The organism is Komagataeibacter sp. NFXK3 (assembly GCF_054182245.1).
In genome coordinates, this window is sequence record NZ_JAPIVJ010000001.1 from 382887 (window position 1) to 404091 (window position 21205).

A 21205-nucleotide genomic window follows, 5' to 3' on the forward strand; every position below is an offset into this window, starting at 1 on the left:
TGCAACCCCCCTTGAACCGATTCAGGGCAAGATAATGCCATGCGTGCGCAGGGCGGCGAGAAGGGGCAGCAACGGCAGGCCCATGATGGCCGACTGTTCCCCCTCGATGCGGGAGAAAAGCTGGATTCCACGCCCTTCAAGCCGGTAGCACCCCACGCAGGACAGAATCGCCTCGCCCTCGGTGGCCAGATACCATTCAAGAAAGGACTCGCTGAAGGCACGCATATGCAGCACCGGGCAGCTGACATGGTGCCAGAGTTCGCGGCCATCATGCAGCAGGCTCACCGCCGTATGCAGCACATGCGCGCGGCCGCGCAGGTGCCGCAACTGCGCGCGGGCCGTGCCGCGGTCGGCAGGCTTGTCGAACCATTCCTCCCCGCACGACAGGATCTGGTCCGCGCCGATCACCACCGTGCCGGGTGCGACCTTGACCGCGCGGGCCTTGGCGCGCGCCAGCGCAAGGGCTGCCGCGCTGGCGTCGTGCCCAGCAGTACGCATGGCCGCGCGAATGGCGTGTTCATCCACATCCGCCGCCATGAACCCGGCCGCAAGCCCCGCCGATTCCACCAATGCGCGCCGCGCGCTGGAGCCGCTGGCCAGTACTATCGGTGGCGACTCCACCTGTAATGGGGCGGGCTTTAGTACTAAACTGGAGTCGTCTGGCATCGCGCTCTCCGTACTGCGGAAGTGAAACATTTAATTCGGGGCTCTGGAGTACTGGGGTACATGGGGACAGTACTCCAAACAATTCTGTGCCGTACCGAGTACCGTGGACAACGTGTACCCGCCCCATTTCGGTGAGTTGTACACAGCCTTATGTCGGTACATCCGGGATAACTTTCCGACTCCGTGGGAATCCTTGGAGTCGGAAACGGTACACACTGTGGGGAAAACGGGGTACATTTTCGGAAACATGGGTACCCCGTGATCCACAGCACTAAAAGCACATCAACAAATTTCTTTCTCTTTTCTTTTATTGTTTTGAAAGGGGCGCGCGCGGTGCGTCCTGCCCGCTATCCGTCGGCTCGAAAGTACGAGATAGTCCGGCCACAACGAAACAGAACGACGGATCGATGACAGATACACGCAAACCCCTGCTCGCCACCCTGATGGGAGAGGCGACCTGGCCCCCTCCGGTATGGCTGATGCGGCAGGCGGGCCGGTTCCTCCCGGAATTCCGGGCCCTGCGTGAAAAGGCTGATTTCATAACACGCTGCATGACCCCCGACATGGCGGTCGAGATCACGCTCCAGCCCATCCGCCGTTTCGGCATGGATGGGGCCATCCTGTTTTCCGATATCCTGATCCTGCCCTGGGCCATGGGGCAGTCGCTGGAATTCGTGCAAGGCCGTGGCCCCGTCCTGGGGGCCGTGCGCTCGCAGGCCGATCTCGACCGGCTTGACCCGGGCAGGGTGGCGCAGGCGGTCGAACCGGTCATGCAGGCACTGCGCAGGCTGCGGGCCATTGTCGATGGTCCGGATGCGATTGGCCCTGCACGACCGGGGCAGGTGACACTGATCGGTTTCGCGGGCGCGCCGTTTACGGTGGCGTGCTACATGGTGGAAGGCCATGGCTCGCGTGAGTTCGAGGAAACCCGCAAACTCGCCTATACCGATCCCGCGTTCTTTGACCGGCTGATCGATCTGCTCACCACCTCAACGGCGGATATGCTGTGCGCCCAGATCGAGGCCGGGGCCGAAGCGGTCATGCTGTTCGACAGCTGGTCGGGCCTGCTGCCGCCCTCGCAGTTCCGCAAGCATGTGATTGAACCGGCAAAGCGCATCACCGCCATCATCAATGCCCGCCATCCTGGCGTGCCGGTCATCGGCTTCCCCCGGCTGGCGGGGCTGATGGCGGTTGAATATGGCCGTGAAACCGGCGTGAACGCGATGGCGCTCGATACCGGGGCGGACATGAAGGCCGTGGCCGACAAGGTGCCCGGCACACTTGTGCTGCAGGGCAATCTCGACCCGATCCGCGTCCTCGCTGGCGGCGAAGGCATGTGCACCGAGGCGCGGGCCATCCGCGATGCCATGAAGGGCCGCCCGCATGTGTTCAACCTTGGCCACGGTGTCATTCCCACCACGCCACCCGAGCATGTGGGCGACCTGATCAAGACCATCAGGGAGGTCTGAGCCATGCTGCCCTCCGCCCTGCGTCCTGATGGCGCGCTCAGGCTGGTCATTTTTGATTGTGATGGCGTGCTGATCGATAGCGAAGGCCCGTCATGCCGCATGATCGCCCGCACCCTGCGCGATTATGGCCCCAAGATCAGCGATGAAGAGGCCGTGCACCGCTTTGCAGGCCACGCCCTGACCGCGCTCAAGCACGAGATCGAGGATGCGGAGGGCATCAGCCTGCCTGCTGACTGGCCCGCCCGGATGCAGCGCAACCTCGTCACCCTCATGCGCGATGAGGCGGAAACCATCGAGGGCGCGCCCGCCATGCTGCGTGGCGTGACAAAGCTGGGGCTGCCCTACCGTATTGGCTCCAACTCATCGGTAGAGGAAATGGAGGCCAAATTCGGCCGCACCGGGCTCGATGCACTGATTGCGCCCGCCAACATCCATTCCGCGCGCGACATGGGCCAGCCCAAGCCGGACCCGGCGGTCTATCTGGCGGCAGCAAAGGCGCAGGGCGTGCCGCCGGAATGCTGCATCGTTCTGGAAGATACCGATACCGGCGCCCGTGCGGCCCAGGCTGCCGGCATGGGCTGCGTGCTGCTGCGCGCGCCCGACCTGCCTGCGCCCGCATGGCCGGGACTGCTGCGGATCGCGCATCTGGATGAATTCGTGCCGCTGCTCGGCCGCATCCTGGCCAGCCAGAAGCAGGCGGGCCGCGTGAATGGGTAGCTTCCTCATTCCCTTCATGCTGTGGCTCAAGGCGTTCCACATCATGTCATTCATTGCGTGGATGGCGGGGCTGTTCTATCTGCCGCGCCTGTTTGTCTATCACTGCCAGGTGGTGGCCGGCTCACCGGAATCAGCGCGCTTCAAGGTGATGGAATACAAGCTGCTGCGCTTCATCATGGCGCCTGCCATGATCAGCACGTTCGTGTTTGGCGGGCTGCTGGCCGCCATACCGGGGCTGATCGACTGGCATTCCGGGTGGTGGGTGGTCAAGCTGGCCTGCGTGCTCGCCATGGCGGGCTTTCAGGGGGCGTGCGGGCGGTGGCGGCGTGACTTCGCCCATGACCGCAATACGCGGCCCGAACGCTTCTATCGCATGGCCAATGAAGTGCCGACCGTGCTGATGATGGTCATCGTCATCATGGTGGTGGTCCGCCCGTTCTGAACCGGTTGGGCGGACCCTGTCAGTCGTGGATCAGAGCAGCGACTTGCCCTGCTTGAGCACGGCGTTGCAGACCTTGGTGGTCACCTTCTGCTTGAGGTTGCCCTTCAGCGAGGCCAGCGAGAAGGTGTTGCCATTGCCGGTATCAAGAATGCCGTTCTGGCCGTTTGAATACTGGCTGCCCGAGGTATCAAGCCCGGCCTTCTGCTTGAGCGAGGACAGCAGGGTGGTGGGGCTGTTGCCCTGCAGGTAGTTGTTCTGCACGCAGTAGCTCAGCAGGCCCGTGACGTTGGAAGGCGCGAGCGAGGAAACGGAGGGCACGCTCATGCCACTGCCCGACAGCAGGTTCGATGCGTCGCCACCCAGGCCGCCGAGCCCGCCAAAGCCTTCCGCATGTGCCGGCGCGGCCGCGAGGACTGCGGTCAGGGGCAGGGCAGCGAGAAGTGCCAGGAAACGGTTCGATTTTTTCATGTGAATATCAACTCCTGAAAATGCGGTCCGAGTAAAAAAGCAGGGCCCGTGCTCTTACTATAAGCCGCACGGCGGCGGCGGGGATAGTCCGCTTAACTCAGGGCCGTGAGCAGCATGTAACGTACCTGCCACAGAAGCGGCAGCGCCAGGTACTGGATCAGCAGCAGCAGTACCAGCGGGCTGAAATCCATATTGCCAAAATTGGGCAGCACGCTGCGGATCGGGCGCAGCACAGGTTCGGTCATGCGGTACAGGAAATTACCGATATTCCACACGACCTGGTTACGCTGGTCGAGAATGCCGAAGGCCAGCAGGAAGCTGAACAGGCACGAGACCAGCACCACATAGGTGTAAAGCTGTATCAGTTCAGCCAGCAGGTTAAAGATTATGGAGATCAACGGGCCAACTTTCATAGGGGACGACACACCGGAATCTAGTGTTGTCACGGGGCGCATACAACCGCCGTGAACCGCCAGCCCATTGCCTGAAATTATATATGACCAAAAATTTGGCCTTGACTTGCGCCGGTTGCAGGTTATCTATCGCGCGAGGATTGTGGGGCTGTAGCTCAGATGGGAGAGCGCCTCGTTCGCAATGAGGAGGTCAGGGGTTCGATTCCCCTCAGCTCCACCACGATCCCCCTCTTTCATGAAAATGACGGCACGCCCTTCGGGCCGGTGCCTTTCAGCCTTCCGTGTCGCCCGGCGCGGTTGCGGCCACCAGTTCGATCTCGGCAAGCTGGCCCGGCTGTTCAAACGCCTTGACCAGCCGCAGCGTGGTGGCCGGGCAGGTGCGGCCAAACAGGTCATTGAGGAGCGGGAAACAGGCGGCAAATCCTGCCGTGTCGTGCAGCATGAAGATGATGCGCGTGACGTTCTCCGCCCCCAGGCCCTGACTGGCCAGCTGGTCCATGCCTGTCATGAGCGCCTGGCGGATCTGGCCGAACAGTTCAGGGGAGAAGTCACCGGTCTGTGCGTTGATCCCGGTCAGGTGCCGGAGGTGAAGTTCAGGCTGCGGGCGCAACGACGTGTTTTCTTCCATCTGTAAAAGAATCATGAAGTCGCCATGTTTTGTCCATAAAAATTTTTCCTTTCCCGAAACAACGCCCTGTCCGGTAAAGCACGGTCATGAACGCGCCGCTCCACATCCATGCCTCCTGTGCCGCGCGCGGTGCGCAGGGCATTCTGCTCATGGGGCCATCGGGGGCGGGCAAGTCGGACCTGCTGCTGCGCCTGATCGATGCGGGCTATGCCCTCGTGGCCGATGACCAGGTCTGCCTGCGCGCCGGGTGGGCGAGCCCGCCCGCTGCCCTTGCGGGGTTGCTCGAGGTGCGTGGCATCGGCATCATCCGCATGGCGTGGCAGGAGCGGGTGCGGGTGGCAGCCCTTGCACGGCTGGTGACGCCGCCCGATCATGCCCCCCGCCTGCCACCGGCCCCCGAACCCGATGCGCTGACCGGCGTGCCCGCGTTCCGCCTCGACCCGGCCCGGCCCTCGGCCGTGGCGCGCGTGGGGCTGATCCTTGACTGTGTTGCCGGACGCAGCCAATTGCTGGATGAAAGACAGATGTGATGCGGCTGCCACTTTCCATGATTGCCCTTTCGGGGGAGAATGGGTTCAGGAAAAGGTTTCGATCCCGCCATGATACAGCGATCTGTCATCCGGCAAATGGCTGAGAGAAGTCAGGGTTTTGCGTGACTGACACCATGCATGAAGACACACCTCTCCCCCGTCGCATCCTGCTTGTGACCGGCCTGTCCGGGGCAGGCAAATCCTCGATTCTGCGCATTCTGGAGGATCTGGGGCATGAGGTGATCGACAATCCGCCGCTGGGCATGCTCGATGAAATCGTGGCCCGTGCCGAGCGCCCGGTGGCCATTGGCGTGGATTCGCGCACGCGCGGCTTCGATGCCTCCGCCGTGCTGGCAGCCCTGGCCCGCCTGCGCGTCAACCCCGCCCTCAATGCCGAGCTGATCTATGCCACGGCGGAGGAAAGCGTGCTGCTCCGCCGCTATACCGCCACCCGCAGGCGCCACCCGCAGGCCGTGCACGGCACGGTCAAGGAAGGGATCGAGGCCGAGATCCGCCTCACCTCCCCCCTGCGCGAGGCCGCCGATGTGGTGATCGACACCTCCGACCTGCCCCCGCCCGAGCTGCGCCAGCTTGTCGAGGCGCGGTTTGGCGAATGGTCGGCAGGCGGCCTCGACGGGCTGACCGTCGCACTGATGTCGTTTGCCTTTCCCGCCGGCCTCCCGCGCGAGGCGGACATGGTGTTCGATGCCCGCTTCCTCACCAATCCGTATTACGACCCCGCCCTGTCGGCCATGACCGGGCTTGATGCGGCCGTGGCGGATTACGTGGCCAATGACCCCGATTACGCCGAATTCCTCGACCGCATGGCCAGCCTGCTCGAGCTCGTGCTGCCGCGCTTCGTGCGCGAGGGCAAGAAATACGCCACCATCGCCATTGGCTGCTCGGGCGGTCGGCACCGCTCGGTTACCCTTGTCGAGGCACTTGCGCGGCGGCTGGCGCAGCGTGCCGACAGTGCCCACCCCCAGGATGCATGGCCCGTCGTGATCATGCACCGTGAACTGGCCCGCCAGGGTCGCAGCAGCTGGCGCTGGGCCAACCGCCCGCGCGGGCTGACTGAACCAACGGAGCACACGGACCCGCAATGATCGGTCTTGTATTCGTGATGCATGGCGTTCTGGGCGAGACCCTGAAGGCGGAACTCGAACATGTGGTGGGCCCGCAGGCGCAGGCCACGGTGTTCAATGTCACGGCGGCCTCGCTGCCCGGCACCTGCCACGCGGCGCTGCGCCAGGCCATCGACTCGGTCGATAGCGGGCAGGGCGTGATCCTGCTGACCGACATGTTCGGCAGCACGCCGTCCAATGTCGCGATTTCCGTGCTGGAGAACAACCGCGTGGAGGTGCTGGCCGGCGTCAACATGCCCATGCTGGTCAAGCTGGCGCAGATGCGCGGCCAGGTGGGCCTGCAGGACTGCCTGCGTGGCGCGGAAGAGGCGGGCAGGCGCTATATTTCGGTTGCCTCGCACCTGCCGCCTGCCTGCCTGTCGGGCGTGGGGGCCTGCGTGGGCGAGGCGACGGACAGCGTTGCGGGCCATGGGGGCTGAACCCGTGGCGCAGGAGCCACCCCGGCGGGCGGATGTGGGCATTGTCAACCAGCGTGGGCTGCATGCGCGGGCGGCGGCCAAATTCGTCACGGTGGCGGAAAAATTCGATGCCACCATCGACGTGACCCATGCGGGCATGACGGTTTCAGGACACTCCATCATGGGGCTCATGATGCTGGGGGCCGGAAAAGGCGAGACAATCGACATCACGGCCCACGGCCCGCAGGCGGAACCGGCACTCGCGGCCCTCGTGCGGCTGGTCGGGGCCGGTTTTGATGAAGACGACTGAACGCAGCACCTCCCGTCGCCCCCGCCCCGGTGAGGTGCGGCTTGAAGGCCAGCCCGTTTCATCAGGCGTGGCCATTGGTTATGCCGCCATCGCGCATGATCCCGCCCTGCCGCCCATCGACACCACGCGGCGCGACTGTGATCCCGCCCATGAGCGCGCCCGCCTGCATGAGGCCATCACCCGCTCCACCGCCCAGCTGCGCCGGCTGCATGATCGCCTGGCCCTGCTGCCTGAGGATGGGCAGGTGGAAATCGGCTCCCTGCTTGAAGTCTATCGCCGCATGCTCGGCCCCTCGCGCCTGCGGCGCGGCATCGAGGCGCGGCTTGGCCATGGCATGCTGGCCGAGGCTGCGGTGCAGCTCGAGACCGAGGCCCTGGCCGCCTTCATGCTCAACCCGCCCGGCCGCCCCGCGCCCGAGGGCGAGGATGCGGTGGCGGCACGGCGGCGGGCGGGCGAGTTCCGTGAGATCGGGCGCAGGCTGGTGCGCAACCTCAGCGGCACGCCCTACCGGTCGTTTTCCACCATTCCCGATGGCGCGATCCTTGTGGCCGAGCAGTTGCGCCCTGCCGATGCCGCCCTGATCGACCCCTCGCGCATTGCCGCCGTGGTAACGGAGGAAGGCGGCAGCACTGGTCATACCGCCATCCTGCTGCGTGCCCTTGGCATCCCCGCCGTGCTGGCCACCCACGGCCTGCTGGCGCAGATAGGGCGGCGCACGCGGCTGGTGGTGGATGGCACGACCGGGCATGTCATCATCCGGCCTTCCACCCGCACGGCGGCGGCAGCCCGGGTGGAGGTGGCGGCCTATGCGCGTGAACGCCAGGCGCTTGGCCGCCTGCGCCGCCTGCCTGCCCGCCTGTCGAGCGGGGAGGTGCTGACATTGCAGGCCAATCTGGAAATTCCGGCCGAACTGCCCATGATCGCGCAGTCAGGTGCCGCCGGCATCGGGCTGCTGCGCAGCGAGTTCCTGTTCATGAATGCCGAGACCCTGCCCGATGAAGCCCGGCAGGAAGCGCTTTACCGCCCCCTTGTCGAGGCCATGGCGGGCGATCCGGTCACGATCCGCGTGGTGGACTGGGGCAGCGAGAAGAACAGCGATGCCCTGACGCAGGCGGGCATTGGCGCGGGCAGCGATGTCAATCCGGCTTTGGGCCTGCGCGGCATCAGGCTGCTTTTGCGCCACCGCGCCCTGCTTGAAACGCAGTTCGCCGCCATTTTGCGCGCGGCCACCGCGGGGCCGGTGCGGGTGCTGCTGCCCATGGTGTCGAGCCCGGCGGAACTGCATGAGGCACGTGAAACCTATGTCCGCGTGGGGCGCAGGCTGCGGCGCAGGGGGGGGGACATACCCGACCCGCTGCCGCCGCTTGGCATCATGATCGAAACGCCAGCCGCCGCCCTCATGGCCGATGTGCTGGCGCAGGAGGCCGAGTTCCTCGCCATCGGCACCAATGACCTGACCATGTACACCCTGGCGGCGGACCGGGCGGCGACGGATGCGGCAGGGCTGTATGACCCGCTGCACCCCGCCGTGCTGCGGCTTGTGCGCCTTGCCGCCGATGCGGGGCTGCGCCAGCGCAGGCCGGTCTCGCTGTGTGGCGAGATGGCATCCGACCCGCTGGCCGTGCCGCTGCTGGTGGGGCTGGGGGTGCGGTCGTTTTCCATGCATGCTTCCGCCGTGCCACGCGTCAAGCGCGCGGTGCGGGCGGCAGCGATGGATGACTGCCGCCGCATGGCCTGCCGCGCGCTTGAAGCGGCCGACGGGCCGGAAGTCAGCGCCATGCTGATGGCCTATGCCGCCACCCTGCGACACCCCGGAGATGGCTAGTCCCACCCCCTGCCTGCCCGTGGCCTGGCGGCATGTGGATGACGTGCTGGCCGCATGGGGCGACTGCCCGGGTTTTGCCTGCCTTGACAGTGGCGGCCCCGTCGGCCCCCGTGCGCGCTGGACCATCATCTGCCGCGATCCCACCCACTGGATCGAGCAGCGCGATGGCGCGTGCTGGCTGGATGGCACGCAGGTGGCGCATGACCTGCCCCACCTGCTGCGGCAGTGCGTGCCGGGTGGCGGCTGCCCGCCCGAGGTGCCTTTTGCCGGGGGGGCTGTCGGCTTTATCGGCTATGGCGCGGGCCAGCGCATGGAAGGCGTCGGCACGCGCCATGAGGCAGGGGATGATGGGCCCGAAGCCGCTTTCGGCCTGTATGACCATGCCTTCGTGCTTGATCGCGAGACGGGCCGCGCCTGGCTGGCGGGCACGGGGCTTGATGCCGCGCGCGCGGCGCATCTGGCCGCGCAGTGGGCGGCGATTGGCCCGGCCGCCAAACCCACCCCCCTGCCCGTGCTGTGTTTCCGGCCCGACCAGGAGGAGGAGGCGTATCGCGCCGCCGTGGCGCAGGCCGTGGCCCGGATCGCGGCGGGGGAAGTGTTTCAGGTCAACATTACCGGGCGCATGCAGGCTAGCCGCCCGCCCGGGCTTTCGGCGGTTGATGCCTATCGCACGTTGCGCGCCACATCGCCCGCGCCGTTCGGGGCGTTTGTGGTGGGTGAGGGCGGGTTTGCGCTGCTCGGCGCCTCGCCCGAGCGTTTTTTAAGCCTTGATGGGGCGGGGAGGGTCAGCACCCGGCCCATAAAGGGCACGGCCCCGCGTGGCGCCACCGCGCAGGATGACGCCCGCCTGGCCCATGCCCTGCGGCGTGACCCCAAGGAGCAGGCCGAGAACCTGATGATCGTTGACCTCATGCGCAACGATATCGGGCGCGTGGCGCAGCTTGGCAGCATTGCGGTGCCAGAACTTTTTACGGTCGAGCAGTTTGCGCATGTGCACCATCTGGTATCCGAAATAACCGGGCGGCTGGAGCCGGGGCGCGATGCCTGTGACCTGCTGGCCGCCACCGTGCCGCCCGGCTCGGTAACCGGCGCGCCCAAGCACCGCGCCATGCAGGTGATCGATACGCTCGAGGCCTCGCCCCGTGGGGCGTATTGCGGCGCGGTGGTGCGGATCGGCTGCGATGGCGCGATGGACAGCGCCGTCATCATCCGCACGCTGGTGTTCACGCGCGACCACGTTACGGCGGCGGCAGGGGGCGGAATTACCGTGGAGTCCGACCCGGCGCGCGAATACCGTGAGATGCAGCTGAAAATCGCGGCCCTGCTGGCCCTGTTCGGGCCGCAGCCAGGTGAAGGAAACACGCCATGACCCCTGCTGGCCTGCCCGTCTGGCTCAATGGCCGCATCATCGATCAGGCCGAGGCCCGCATCGACCCCGCGGACCGGGGGCTGCTGCTGGGTGATGGCCTGTTCGAGACCATGCGCGTGGCGGGGGGCGTGGTCCGGCATTTCCCGCTTCATATGGACCGCTTGGCGCATGGGGCTGGCGTGCTCATGCTGCCGCCACCCGACAGGGGCCTGATTGCGCAGGCGGCGGCCGACCTGCTGGCCGCCTGTGGGGTGCAGAATGGCGCGCTGCGGCTCACGCTTACCCGTGGCCCCGGCCCGCGCGGGCTGCTGCCTCCGCCCGAGGTGCGCCCCACCGTGCTGCTGACCGCAACCGCCAGCCTGCCACCCGCAACCCCCGTGCGGCTGGTGACAGCCAGCCACCGGCGCGATGAGGAGAGCGTGCTTTCGCGCATCAAGAGCCTGAACTACCTGCCCTCCATCCTGGCACGGATGGAGGCGGCAGGCCGGGGGGCGGATGATGCGCTGCTGCTCAACCGGGCGGGGCATGTGGCCGAGACGAGCGCCAGCACCCTTGTCGCCATCATTGAGGGGGAAGCGCTGACGCCCCCGGTGCATGATGGCGCCTTGCCCGGCATTGCCCGTGGCGTGCTGCTGGCGGCAGGCCTGCTGCGCGAAAGCCGCCTCAGCCCTGCCATGCTGCGCGGCGCCGGGGCGGTTTTTGCCCTGAACAGCCTCTCCGCGCGGGAAGTGGTGGCAATTGACGGCCACGAACTGCCGCGCCAGCCTGCCCTGCTGGCCGGGCTGGCGGCGCATCTTGATGGCTGATTTTGCGCCCGTCTGAAGGAAAGTGATAAAAGTTTCCGGGTGTCGCCTTCTTTCAAAAAGGCGGTGTTCGTTACGAAGCTTTTTGAAAAAAGCGTCACCAAAAACTTTCTGGTGTTTCAGAAGCGGACTTTTCAAACCGCGCCGGGGAAAGCCAGCCATAACATTTCACTTATTGCCCATTCCGGCGCGGTTGGACTAATCCAACCCGCATTGGCTCATTTCCAGCTTGCGTGAAAGGTCACTTGCAGATGACCCCCCCCACCACCGTGCCGGTCCGGCGTGCCCTGATTTCCGTGTCTGACAAGAAGGGGCTGCTTGATCTGGCCCGCGCGCTTGTCGCCCACGGGGCCGAGATCCTTTCCACCGGCGGCTCCGCCCGCGCCCTGCGCGAGGCCGGCATTGCCGTGCGCGACGTGTCCGAGCATACCGGCTTCCCGGAAATTCTTGATGGCCGCGTCAAGACGCTGGTGCCGCAGGTGCATGGGGGCATCCTTGGTCGGCGCGACCTGCCTGCCCATGTGCAGCAGATGGAAGAGCACAAGATCGCCCCGATCGACCTCGTGGCCGTCAACCTCTACCCGTTCGAGGCCACCGTGGCCTCTGGCGCGGGGCCGGAGGACTGCATCGAGAACATCGATATCGGCGGTCCCGCCCTGATCCGCGCCGCCGCCAAGAACCATGCCCACGTGGCCATCGTGACCGACCCCGCCCAGTATGGCGAGATCATCACCGCGCTGGAAAATGGCGGCACGGATTTGGCCCAGCGCACGAAGCTGGCAGGGGCAGCCTATGCCCGCACCGCCGCTTACGATGCCGCCATCGCCGCATGGTTTGCAGGCCAGGAAGGCGAGGTGCTGCCCCCGCGCATGGTCATCGCGGGCGAAAAGCGTGAAAGCCTGCGCTATGGCGAGAACCCGCACCAGAAGGCGGCCTTCTACACCGATGGCTCGACCCGCCCCGGTGTGGCCACGGCCACGCAGATTCAGGGCAAGGCGCTGTCCTACAACAACATCAACGACACCGATGCGGCGTTTGAGGCGGTGGCGGAATTTGACGCGCCCGCCGTTGTCATCGTCAAGCATGCCAACCCGTGTGGTGTGGCTGTCGCCCCCACCCAGGCCGAAGCCTGGGACCGCGCCCTGCGCTGCGACCCGGTCTCGGCCTTTGGCGGCATCGTCGCACTCAACCGCACGCTGGAAGCCGAAGCGGCGGCGCGCATCGCTGGCATCTTTACCGAGGTGATCGTGGCTCCCGACGCCACGGCCGAAGCGCGCGAGATCCTGTCGCGCAAGAAGAACCTGCGCCTGCTGCTGACCGGCGCCCTGCCGGACCCCGCAGCCGGGGGCGTGGTGGTGCGCTCGGTAGCTGGCGGCTTCCTGGCCCAGACGCGTGACAGCGGCCGCATCACGCCTGATGCGCTGAAGGTGGTGACCAAACGCGCGCCCACTCCCGCCGAGATGGCGGACCTCATCTTCGCCTTCCGCGTGGCCAAGCACGTCAAGTCGAACGCCATCGTGTACGTGAAGGACCAGAGCACGGTGGGCATTGGCGCGGGCCAGATGAGCCGGGTTGATTCCGCACGCATCGCCGCGACCAAGAGCGCCGATGCGGCGAAGGAAGCCGGGATCGACCACCCGCTGACCCAGGGCAGCGTCGTGGCATCCGATGCGTTCTTCCCGTTTGCCGACGGGCTTGAGGCCGCGATTGCAGCAGGGGCCACCGCCGTGATCCAGCCCGGCGGCTCGATCCGTGATGACGAGGTGATCGCCGCCGCCGACAGGGCAGGCATCGCCATGGTCTTCACAGGTATGCGCCATTTCCGGCACTGATCCGTCGTCAAGCCCCCTTGTCTGCGGGGCGGGGATGGAATGAGATGGCACGCCCGGCAGCGTGCCGGTCAAGACAGACGAAAGACGGGTACCCGCATGGACATTCATCGACGTTCCTCCTGCCGCCTGCTCGCGGGCGTGCTTGTTGCTGGCAGCCTGGCGGCGGGTAGTGCCCATGCGGCTGGCAAGACGGGCGCGCAGCCTGCTGCCGCCCCCCCTGCCGCAACGCAGATAGCCCCCGTGTTCGACCTCGCCCCGCTGCCCGTAACCAGCGGGCAGCTCGTGCAGTACATCCTCAGCCCGGCAGGGCAGGTGGCAGGGCTGCTGCTGGCCGATGGCACGCAGGTTTTCTGCCCGCAGGACCTTGGCGAGAACATGCCCGCCATCGCCCGCCCCGGTGAGCAGGTCTCGATCAGCGGGCTCAAGGGCATTGGCCACCCCATCGTGCGGGCCTATGCCGTAACCGGCCCGCGCGGGCAGCGGATTGCCGATGTGCGCCCCGCAACGGCCCCGGCACCTTATGATTCGCCCTCCATCGGCCCCGACGTGCCGGTTGATGGCACCGTGCTCGCCCCGCTCTATGACATGCAGGGCAAGGTGCAGGGTGCGATCATGCACGACCACAGCGTGGTGTATGTGGGTGAGGCCAACGCCGCCCGTCTTGCCGCCTGGCTCAGGCCGGGTGCGAACCTGCATGCCATCGGCATTGGCGTGAGCGGCGAGCGTGGCACCGCCATCAACGCGCGTGAAATCGGGCCGGACGTGAACCAGGCCATTCACATCGAGCCCGCCGATGCGCCGCCGCCGGGCGCCTTTCCCGGCAGCGCGGGTTATGACGTGATTCCGGGCAGTGCCACGGCGCAATAAAGGTGCGCCAAACGCACGACCGGCAAAAAAGATGCGGGGGAACCGCTTTGTTTGCCCCCCTTTGCTTGACAGGTTATTGCAGCCCCGTTAGCTACCGCCTGCACCCTCAAGGAGGTGCGAGAAGTGGATAAGGATAACGATCCTTCCGGCGAGTCCTTCAACCGGCGACTGGAAGCGGCCCGCGAGCGCATGAAGCCCCGCAAGGCCGCTGAACGCGACACGGGGGGGACAATGTCCGATCTGGGCCTGGTCATCAGGTCGGGAACGGAACTGGTGTCGGCTCTTGTGGTCGGGGTTGGCATTGGCTGGGGTCTTGACCACTGGCTGGGCACAAAGCCCTGGTTCCTCATCGTCTTCTCGCTTCTTGGCGGTGTGGCAGGTGTACTTAATGTCTGGCGTCTTGTCAGGCCCGATGCCATAAGCACTAAGGCAGACGGGCCGGATGGCGGCCCCGGACGGTTATAGGGAAGAACGAAGTTGGCGGCCGGATCATCTATCGACGCGCTCGGTCAGTTCGAGCTCCATCCAGTTCTGGGTGCATTGGGCGAATCCCTGCGGTTCAGCCAGTCCCCCATGATGATGATTGTGGCCGCCTTGCTGGTTCTGGCGTTCCTGTACATGGGCATGCGCCCTGCTGCAGTGGTGCCGGGTCGCCTTCAGGCCGCAGCCGAGATGTGCTACGACTTCATCTACAACATGGCGGTCGACACCATCGGCGTGGAGGGCAAGGCCTTCTTCCCGTTCGTGTTCACGCTGTTCTTCTTCATCCTGGCCGGTAACTACCTTGGCCTGCTGCCTTTCTCCTTCGCCTTCACCAGCCATATCGCCGTGACCCTGGCGCTGGCGCTGATGGTGTTCTGTCTCTCGATCATCGTATCGCTCAAGGTGCAGGGGGCGAAGTTCTTTGCCCACTTCATGCCCGCGGGCGCGCCCAAGGCGCTGGCCCCGCTGCTGATCCCGATCGAGATCCTTTCTTTTCTTTCGCGTCCCGTGAGCCTGTCGATCCGTCTGTTCGCCAACATGGTGGCGGGTCACGTGATGTTCGATATGTTTGCCGCCTTCACGATCATGCTGGCCGGTCTGGGCTTCTTCGGTGATATCATCGCCGTTGGTCCCGTGGTCATCAATATCGCGCTGATGGCACTCGAATTGCTGGTTGGTGCCTTGCAGGCCTATGTGTTTGCAATCCTGACCTGCATCTATCTGAGGGAGGCGGTGGCCCACTAACAGGCCGCACCCGCTTCCATCTATTTCAATCCAGAACGTCTGAAACAAGGAAAACAAGACATGGATATCGCAGCAGCCCGTGAAATTGGTGCCGGTATCGCCGTTATCGCCCTCGCTGGCGTTGGCATTGGCCTGGGTAACATCTTCTCTACGCTGGTCAGCAGCATCGCGCGCAACCCGTCCGCACGCCCGCACGTGTTCGGCCTTGGCATGCTGGGCTTCGCCCTGACGGAAGCCGTGGCCCTTTATGCGCTGCTGATCGCGTTCCTGATCCTGTTCGTCTGATACGCTGGAGGCGAACATGGCGCGCGCCGTGATGTATAACAACATCCGAAGGGCGAAGTCTTTCCTGGCTTCGTCCGCGCTGGCTCTGCCGCTGATGGCCATGGCAGCCCCTGGCGCGCGCGCCGAGGGCATGCCCCAGCTTGATTTTGGCAATCCTTATGTCATCGGTCAGGTGATATGGGGCGCTGGCATTTTTCTGGTTCTCTACCTGCTGCTGAGCCGTTCGGCCCTGCCCAAGGTGGAGAAGGTTCTCTCGCTGCGTCGTCAGACCATCGAGACCGACCTTGGCATCGCGCACAAGGCCAAGACCCGCGCTGATGAAGCCGTGGCCGACCTGCATGCCGCACGCCGCAAGGCGCTGGCCGATGCACAGGCCAATGTGGACAAGGTTGTCGAGGAGGCCCGCCTGGCCGCCGCCCGGCAGACCGAGGAAATGAACGCACGCCTTGCCGCCGAGATCAGTGATGCCGAGACCCGCATCGCGCAGGCCCGGACACAGGCACTGGCATCCGTTCGCGAGATTTCCACAAACACGGCGGAAACGCTGATCAATCAGTTATCTGGCATTGCCGCCCCGGCCGATTTCGTGACGGCAAAGGTCGGTTCTGCTGCGGCAGCACGTGGTCTCTGACCCGCTGCCCAAGACAGACAGGTCATAATCATGTTTCATGATCCCCGTTTCTGGTCGGCTGTTGCCTTTGTCCTGTTTTTCGTCCTGTTCGGGCGTTCACTGTGGAAACCCCTGGTGAGCGCGCTCGACGGGCGGGCAGAGCGCATCCGTGCCGAGCTTGATGAGGCAGCCCGCCTGCGCCGCGAGGCCGAGCAGATGCTGGAGGACGCAACGCGCGACCGCGAGGCGGCACTCGCCGAAGCCAAGGAACTGGTCGAGCACTCCCTGCGCGAAGCTGCGAACATTGCGGAAAAAGCCCGTAAGGACGCCGAGGATATTGCCGCGCGGCGTGAGCAGATGGCCAAGGACCGGATTACATCAGCCGAGCGTTCCGCCCTGCGCGAAGTGCGTGAGACGGCTGTTGACATCGCCATCCAGGCCGCCCGCGAGACGCTGGCTGCAAGCCTGCCCGCAGATGCTGATGCCAAGATCATCGACAAGGCGATCGGCGACCTGCCGTCAGCCCTTTCCCAGCGCGCTGCCTGATTGCCTTTGCAGCCGCCCGCCATGCAGGACAGCAATAACGGGGCGTCTTCACGCCCCGTTTTGTCCATTATCGCTGCCGTACTGAACGAGAGCGGCAACATCCGCCCGCTCTGCGAGGAAATCGCGGCCGTACTCGACCGCCTGCCCCCTGCTGAAATCATCTTTGTGGATGATGGCAGCACGGATGGCACGGGGGCGGAGCTTGAAGCGGTCAGGCGTGATGGCATCCTGCCGCATCTGCGCATTCTCGGCCATGAGGCCGCCTACGGCAAATCCGCCGGGCTGCGTACGGGTGTTGAAGCCGCGCGGGGGGAATGGGTCATTCTGCTTGATGGCGATGGGCAGGATAACCCCATCGACTTCATCAACATGATGGCGCTGTGCCAGGAGGCCAGCGGGCGCGCGCCCCTGGTGGTGGGTGTGCGCACCAAGCGGCGCGATACCCTGTCGCGCAGGCTGGCCTCGCGTTTTGCCAATGGCCTGCGCCGCCGCCTGCTTGATGATGGCTGCCCCGATACGGGGGCCTCGCTCAAGGCCTTCCGGCGGGAAGATTTCCTGCCGCTGCCACAATTCGAGGGACTGCACCGTTTCCTGCCTGCCCTGATGGGGCAGCGCGGCGTGCCGCTGGTGTGCATGCCGGTTCATCACCGTAACCGGCTGCATGGTTCCTCCAAATACACCAATCTCAACCGGGCGATTGTTGGCATCCGCGATATACTGGGTGTCATGTGGCTCAATAACCGCGCCAGGATACCGAAACGCGTTACCGAACGCTGAAGGGACCGTGCCATGACGCGCCTGACATTGCGCCACTATGTTTTTGTGGCGCTGTCCGTGTTTGTCCTGTTCCTGCCCGGGCGGGCCTCGCTGCCGCCGCTGGACCGGGATGAACCCCGCTACATGGAAGCCACGGCCCAGATGCTGCACAGCGGCAATTATGTCGATGTGCGGTTTCTTGATCAGCCCCGCTACCTTCAGCCCGCCGGCATTTACTGGCTGGAGGCGGCTGCCGTAAGCCTGACCGGCATGCAGGACCGCCACGCCACGTGGCCCTACCGGATTCCGTCGCTGCTGGCCGTAACGGCCGCTGCCGTGCTCACGGCATGGATTGGCGCGGCCCTGTTCGGCCCGCAATGTGGCCTGCTGGCGGCAGCCCTGCTGGCAGTCTCGGTGCTGATGACCGCCGAAGGCCGCATGGCCACGATTGATACCACCCTGCTGTTGTTCGTGCTGCTGGCGCAATGCGGGCTGCTGCGTGCCTATCTTGACCGCGAGCGCGATCTGGCCACGCCGCTGGCTGCAGCCCTGTTATACTGGATCGCGCTGGGCTGTGGCCTCATGCTCAAGGGGCCGGTGGTGCTGATTCCCGGCTTTGGCACGCCGCTGGCGCTGGCGCTGGTGGAGCGGCGCATTGACTGGTGGCGCCGTCTGCGCCCGGCCTGGGGCTGGCTGCTCATGCTGGCCATCGTGCTGCCGTGGTGCATTGCCATCGGGGTCATCAGCCATGGTGATTTCTTCTCGCGCGCGGTGGGGCGCAATTTTCTGGGCAAGGTGGCGAGCGGGCAGGAAACGCATGGCCTGCCGCCGGGCTATCATCTGGCCGTGTTTGCGCTTGCCTTCTGGCCCGGCTCGCTTTTTGCCGCCATGAGCCTGCCCTTTGTGTGGGCGCAGCGTTTTCAGCCGCATGTGCGCTACCTGCTGTGCTGGATCGTGCCGCACTGGCTGGTGTTCGAGGCCATCGCGACCAAACTGCCGCATTATGTGCTGCCGACCTATCCGGCCATTGCCATCCTCACGGCTGCGGCCGTGGTCTCTTTTCCCACGGAGTGGGCATGGCCCCGCGCCTTGTGGGCACGTGGCCTGCTCGCGGCCTATGCGCTGATCTGGTTTACGGTCGGTTCCGTGCTGGCCTTTGCAGGGCCTGTGCTGCTGTGGCGCATGGAAGGCACGGTGTCGCCCGCCGCCATGTTGATCCCGGTGGGGGCGCTGCCGGTGCTGGGGCTGTCGGCCTATCTCATTTTGCACCGCGAGGTGTTGCGGGCGGTCATGGCGGCGGTTGCTGCAGCGGTCATCATCCATGTCGGGCTGTTTACAACCGTCATCCCGCGCCTGCAGACCATATGGCTCAGCCCGCGGCTGGCCGCCATGGTGGATGACCATCGCCGCTGCGGAAGCGAGAGCATTGTAGCCTCGACATCGGATTCCGAACCCAGCCTTGTCTTTCTGCTTGGCGAAAACACCCGGTTGATCACGCCCACGGCGGCGGCTGATTTCCTGCAGCAGAACCAGAAATGCGGCATGGTGCTGGTGGGCGCGCGCGAGCTTGCGGCGTTCAGCACCCGCGCGCTGCAAGATGGCCTGGACCTGCATGAACTCGGTCAGCAGACGGGGCTGAACTATTCAACCGGCAAGCATCTGGAAATCGGGCTGTATGTGGTGATGCCGTCCGTGGCGCCGTAAAGGATAAAAGTTTTCGGGTGCCCCCTTTCTTCAAGAAGGCGGCGTTCTTTAAAGCCTTTTGAAAAAGGCTTTACCAAGAACTTCTTAAACAAAAGGCGCTGCGCGGGTTCTGCCCGGCAGCGCCTTTTTTGTTTTTGGGGGGAGGGGCTCAGAACAGCAGGATCATACCGCCCGAGGCACTGTTGTCGCTTTCCTTGTAGGGGCCGTGGGCTGCGGAACTGGTATGGGCGTATTCGGCCACAAGGTTCAGCCAGTCGGTCATCTTGTAGTAGGCGGCACCCACTTCGGATTCATTGCGGCGCACGAGGTCGGGGTCTTTCTCGCCCGGTGCCAGATACAGGTTACTGACACCATAGCTGCCCACGAGTTTGAACTTCTTGGTGAAGTTATACATCATCTGGACATAGTAGCCTTCCGATGCGCGCTTGCGGCCATTGCTGGCCACGCCATCGAAGAATAGCCCGGTCGTGCCAAGGCCGCTGCCGCGATAGTAGTAGCCCACGAACTGCGCCGGGCCGTAGGTCAGCTTGGTGCCGATTTCGCCCGCTTCCGCCGTAACGCCACGCTTCTGGCCGGGAACAACCGGCACTGCCGTGCTGGCCTCGGTAGACAGCGTATGGGCAGCCCCATCGATCAGGACGGGAGAAGCCGCCCCCATTGTCATCTCGTTGCGGGTCAGATCCTGCTGGTGCTGTGTCAGGAAACTGGCCCAGATGCGCGCCGTAAGGCCACCGACCTTGAAGTCGTACGTCACCTTGCCCTGGATCATGGGCGAACTGTGCTGCGTAGAGGAGGCCGAGTAGTCGTTGCCGCTACCATCCGTGCCCGAGAAATCGAACTCATCAAGCGGCTGCAGGATGCCGATCGTGCCCTGGAAGCCCTTGATGGTGGGCGACTGGTAGGAAATCTGCGGAATCCAGTCGGCATACACGTAACCGACGCCAATACGGCCAAGTGAGGTATTGCCCGGCGCCGAGTTGCTGCCGGTGGAGCCCACGCTGAGCAGCGTCGCGTCATCAAGGATGGCATCGCCACCGAAGATGCCAAGGTCACGACCGATCTTGAACGTGCCCCATTTCTTGTTGCCCGCCGTCACGTAAACCTGACGAAAATCGATGCCGGCGGTGCCAAGGCCCACCGGGCTGCCGCCGGTATTGGCGTTGAAGGCGCCGTTCTTGGCATTGTCGATACCGGGATACATGCCCATCACGGCGGCAAGGTCGATGCCGTTCTGCGTGGTTGAAAGCTTGAGGATCAGGCCCGCGGGCAGCAGGCCGTTACGCAGCGCCGAGGAATCGAACCCGCTCGATCCTGACGAGACGCCGCCCGCCACCGGCATGCCGCCAGCGGGGCTGTTATAGGTATAGAACCCGTTGATGAAGCCCGAGAGGTTGATGTCGATCGGCCCGGCCTTGAAGGTCAGGCCCTTGCCGGGCACGTATTTCTCCATCCGCACCAGCGAGTTGCCGCCGCCAAGCCCCATGGAATGCTGGGCGGCAAGCCAGGTGGACTCAGCCGAGGCCGCGCTGGCCTGCGCGTTGGCCGCTGCCTGCTGCGCCTGGGCCAGCACATAGTCGGGGTCCATGCCGTTGCCGCCAATCTCGATCTGGCCTGGGGGCTGGACCGCCTGCCCCATGGCGGTGCGCATGGGGGCATGGCCGGCTGTCGTGCCCATGTGGCGGGCAGCAGGCACGTATTGCTGCGTGCGGGCCGCGCTGGCCGCAGCCTCATGCACATGTTGCAGGTGATGGGCGAGCAGGCCGCGATATTCACCCTGCGTCAGGCTGCCCTTGGCCTTCAGGATATCGAGAAGTTCACTATAATCGTCAGCCCATGCCTCATCGACATAGGCAAGCGACGCCCCCCCGCTTGCCATAACAACCACCGCGCCAATACGCGCCAATTTTCCTGCCGACATAGTATTAAACTCCCTATGCGCATTCCTGTTGTATAAAACCCGGCGGGTCAATGGCCCCTGCTGGCCCTGGCAGGCGGGAGTGCACGGGCCGCAGGGCGCGGGAGCGTGCAGGGACTCCTCCCCCAATGGTGGGAGAAGCAGGGTGCTCGGGGCCGGTTCTGTTATGGATTCGTTGGTTAATCTTCCTTTTTTTTTATGCAATGTTCAAAAAATGGTCATAACGGAACACATGTGCGTTTTCGGTCTTGTGGTGTGCGACTGAGCAGTACGTCAGGGT

25 protein-coding genes and 1 tRNA gene are annotated in these 21205 nt (G+C 64.9%); 21 read left to right on the plus strand and 5 right to left on the minus strand.

What is annotated here, in order from left to right:
* Window positions 1-21: 21 nt before the first annotated feature.
* Complete coding sequence (locus OQZ28_RS01860; protein WP_242621734.1) at window positions 22-666, minus strand: Maf family protein; 645 nt, start codon at window positions 664-666, stop codon at window positions 22-24.
* A 407-nt stretch (window positions 667-1073) separates the two neighbouring features.
* Here OQZ28_RS01860 and hemE point away from each other — a divergent pair, with 407 nt between their 5' ends.
* From hemE to hemJ, 3 genes are read left to right on the plus strand one after another with little or no spacing between them, the layout of a single operon-like run.
* Window positions 1074-2135: a uroporphyrinogen decarboxylase gene (gene hemE, locus OQZ28_RS01865; protein WP_458134976.1), complete on the plus strand. Its 1062-nt coding sequence runs from the start codon at window positions 1074-1076 to the stop codon at window positions 2133-2135.
* A gap of 3 nt (window positions 2136-2138) precedes the next feature.
* Window positions 2139-2852 carry an HAD family hydrolase gene (locus OQZ28_RS01870; RefSeq protein WP_458134977.1) on the plus strand — a complete coding sequence of 238 codons (714 nt, stop codon included), beginning with the start codon at window positions 2139-2141 and terminating at the stop codon, window positions 2850-2852.
* Window positions 2845-3294 carry a protoporphyrinogen oxidase HemJ gene (gene hemJ, locus OQZ28_RS01875; RefSeq protein WP_130730837.1) on the plus strand — a complete coding sequence of 150 codons (450 nt, stop codon included), beginning with the start codon at window positions 2845-2847 and terminating at the stop codon, window positions 3292-3294. The genes OQZ28_RS01870 and hemJ overlap by 8 nt, the downstream gene beginning before the upstream one ends.
* Window positions 3295-3324: 30 nt before the next feature.
* Here the strand turns inward: hemJ and OQZ28_RS01880 are convergent, their stop codons facing one another.
* Entirely contained in the window at window positions 3325-3762 is a 438-nt protein-coding gene (locus OQZ28_RS01880; protein ID WP_458134978.1) for a YjjA family protein, read from the minus strand.
* 92 nt (window positions 3763-3854) lie between these two features.
* A complete protein-coding gene (locus tag OQZ28_RS01885; RefSeq protein WP_458134979.1) occupies window positions 3855-4175 on the minus strand; it encodes a YggT family protein in 321 nt (106 codons plus the stop codon).
* A gap of 144 nt (window positions 4176-4319) precedes the next feature.
* On the opposite strand from OQZ28_RS01885, the gene OQZ28_RS01890 reads away from it, so the two are divergent.
* Window positions 4320-4395, plus strand: a tRNA-Ala gene (locus OQZ28_RS01890).
* Window positions 4396-4446: 51 nt separating this feature from the next.
* Here OQZ28_RS01890 and OQZ28_RS01895 read toward each other — a convergent pair.
* Window positions 4447-4818, minus strand: coding sequence for a RidA family protein (locus OQZ28_RS01895; RefSeq protein ID WP_458134980.1), 372 nt, complete (start codon window positions 4816-4818; stop codon window positions 4447-4449).
* Between the two features lie 71 nt (window positions 4819-4889).
* Between OQZ28_RS01895 and OQZ28_RS01900 the strand changes: the two genes are divergently transcribed.
* The 17 genes from OQZ28_RS01900 (at window position 4890) to OQZ28_RS01980 (ending at window position 19010) form a co-directional block, all read left to right on the plus strand.
* Window positions 4890-5333: an HPr kinase/phosphorylase gene (locus tag OQZ28_RS01900; RefSeq protein WP_130730840.1), complete on the plus strand. Its 444-nt coding sequence runs from the start codon at window positions 4890-4892 to the stop codon at window positions 5331-5333.
* A 134-nt stretch (window positions 5334-5467) separates the two neighbouring features.
* Entirely contained in the window at window positions 5468-6439 is a 972-nt protein-coding gene (gene rapZ / locus OQZ28_RS01905) for an RNase adapter RapZ (RefSeq protein ID WP_458135022.1), read from the plus strand.
* Window positions 6436-6897 (plus strand): PTS sugar transporter subunit IIA, encoded by a 462-nt coding sequence (locus tag OQZ28_RS01910; RefSeq protein WP_458134981.1) that lies wholly within the window; start codon window positions 6436-6438, stop codon window positions 6895-6897. Before rapZ ends, OQZ28_RS01910 begins: the two co-directional genes overlap by 4 nt.
* The gene (locus OQZ28_RS01915) at window positions 6887-7186 is read left to right on the plus strand and encodes an HPr family phosphocarrier protein (protein WP_458134982.1); all 300 of its coding nucleotides are present in this window, start codon (window positions 6887-6889) and stop codon (window positions 7184-7186) included. Before OQZ28_RS01910 ends, OQZ28_RS01915 begins: the two co-directional genes overlap by 11 nt.
* Window positions 7173-9011, plus strand: coding sequence for a phosphoenolpyruvate--protein phosphotransferase (gene ptsP / locus OQZ28_RS01920; protein WP_458134983.1), 1839 nt, complete (start codon window positions 7173-7175; stop codon window positions 9009-9011). Before OQZ28_RS01915 ends, ptsP begins: the two co-directional genes overlap by 14 nt.
* Window positions 9004-10380 carry an anthranilate synthase component I family protein gene (locus OQZ28_RS01925; RefSeq protein WP_458134984.1) on the plus strand — a complete coding sequence of 459 codons (1377 nt, stop codon included), beginning with the start codon at window positions 9004-9006 and terminating at the stop codon, window positions 10378-10380. The genes ptsP and OQZ28_RS01925 overlap by 8 nt, the downstream gene beginning before the upstream one ends.
* Window positions 10377-11186 (plus strand): aminotransferase class IV, encoded by an 810-nt coding sequence (locus OQZ28_RS01930; protein WP_458134985.1) that lies wholly within the window; start codon window positions 10377-10379, stop codon window positions 11184-11186. The genes OQZ28_RS01925 and OQZ28_RS01930 overlap by 4 nt, the downstream gene beginning before the upstream one ends.
* Window positions 11187-11225: 39 nt before the next feature.
* Window positions 11226-11420, plus strand: coding sequence for a hypothetical protein (locus tag OQZ28_RS01935; RefSeq protein WP_458134986.1), 195 nt, complete (start codon window positions 11226-11228; stop codon window positions 11418-11420).
* Between the two features lie 14 nt (window positions 11421-11434).
* Window positions 11435-13015, plus strand: a complete 1581-nt coding sequence (gene purH / locus OQZ28_RS01940) for a bifunctional phosphoribosylaminoimidazolecarboxamide formyltransferase/IMP cyclohydrolase (RefSeq protein WP_458134987.1) — start codon at window positions 11435-11437, stop codon at window positions 13013-13015.
* Window positions 13016-13111: 96 nt separating this feature from the next.
* Window positions 13112-13882, plus strand: a complete 771-nt coding sequence (locus OQZ28_RS01945) for a hypothetical protein (protein WP_458134988.1) — start codon at window positions 13112-13114, stop codon at window positions 13880-13882.
* Window positions 13883-14005: 123 nt separating this feature from the next.
* Window positions 14006-14347, plus strand: a complete 342-nt coding sequence (locus OQZ28_RS01950) for an AtpZ/AtpI family protein (protein WP_130730848.1) — start codon at window positions 14006-14008, stop codon at window positions 14345-14347.
* Window positions 14348-14359: 12 nt separating this feature from the next.
* Window positions 14360-15109: a F0F1 ATP synthase subunit A gene (locus tag OQZ28_RS01955; protein WP_130730849.1), complete on the plus strand. Its 750-nt coding sequence runs from the start codon at window positions 14360-14362 to the stop codon at window positions 15107-15109.
* A 60-nt stretch (window positions 15110-15169) separates the two neighbouring features.
* Window positions 15170-15394 carry an ATP synthase subunit C family protein gene (locus tag OQZ28_RS01960; protein WP_003616715.1) on the plus strand — a complete coding sequence of 75 codons (225 nt, stop codon included), beginning with the start codon at window positions 15170-15172 and terminating at the stop codon, window positions 15392-15394.
* Between the two features lie 16 nt (window positions 15395-15410).
* Window positions 15411-16025 carry a F0F1 ATP synthase subunit B family protein gene (locus tag OQZ28_RS01965; RefSeq protein WP_061275558.1) on the plus strand — a complete coding sequence of 205 codons (615 nt, stop codon included), beginning with the start codon at window positions 15411-15413 and terminating at the stop codon, window positions 16023-16025.
* A 30-nt stretch (window positions 16026-16055) separates the two neighbouring features.
* Window positions 16056-16550 carry a F0F1 ATP synthase subunit B family protein gene (locus OQZ28_RS01970; protein ID WP_130730850.1) on the plus strand — a complete coding sequence of 165 codons (495 nt, stop codon included), beginning with the start codon at window positions 16056-16058 and terminating at the stop codon, window positions 16548-16550.
* Between the two features lie 21 nt (window positions 16551-16571).
* Window positions 16572-17327, plus strand: a complete 756-nt coding sequence (locus OQZ28_RS01975; protein WP_130730895.1) for a glycosyltransferase family 2 protein — start codon at window positions 16572-16574, stop codon at window positions 17325-17327.
* Window positions 17328-17339: 12 nt separating this feature from the next.
* Complete coding sequence (locus OQZ28_RS01980; protein ID WP_458134989.1) at window positions 17340-19010, plus strand: ArnT family glycosyltransferase; 1671 nt, start codon at window positions 17340-17342, stop codon at window positions 19008-19010.
* Window positions 19011-19158: 148 nt separating this feature from the next.
* On the opposite strand, the gene OQZ28_RS01985 is transcribed toward OQZ28_RS01980, so the two are convergent.
* Window positions 19159-20928, minus strand: a complete 1770-nt coding sequence (locus OQZ28_RS01985) for a porin (protein ID WP_458134990.1) — start codon at window positions 20926-20928, stop codon at window positions 19159-19161.
* Window positions 20929-21205 lie beyond the last annotated feature (277 nt).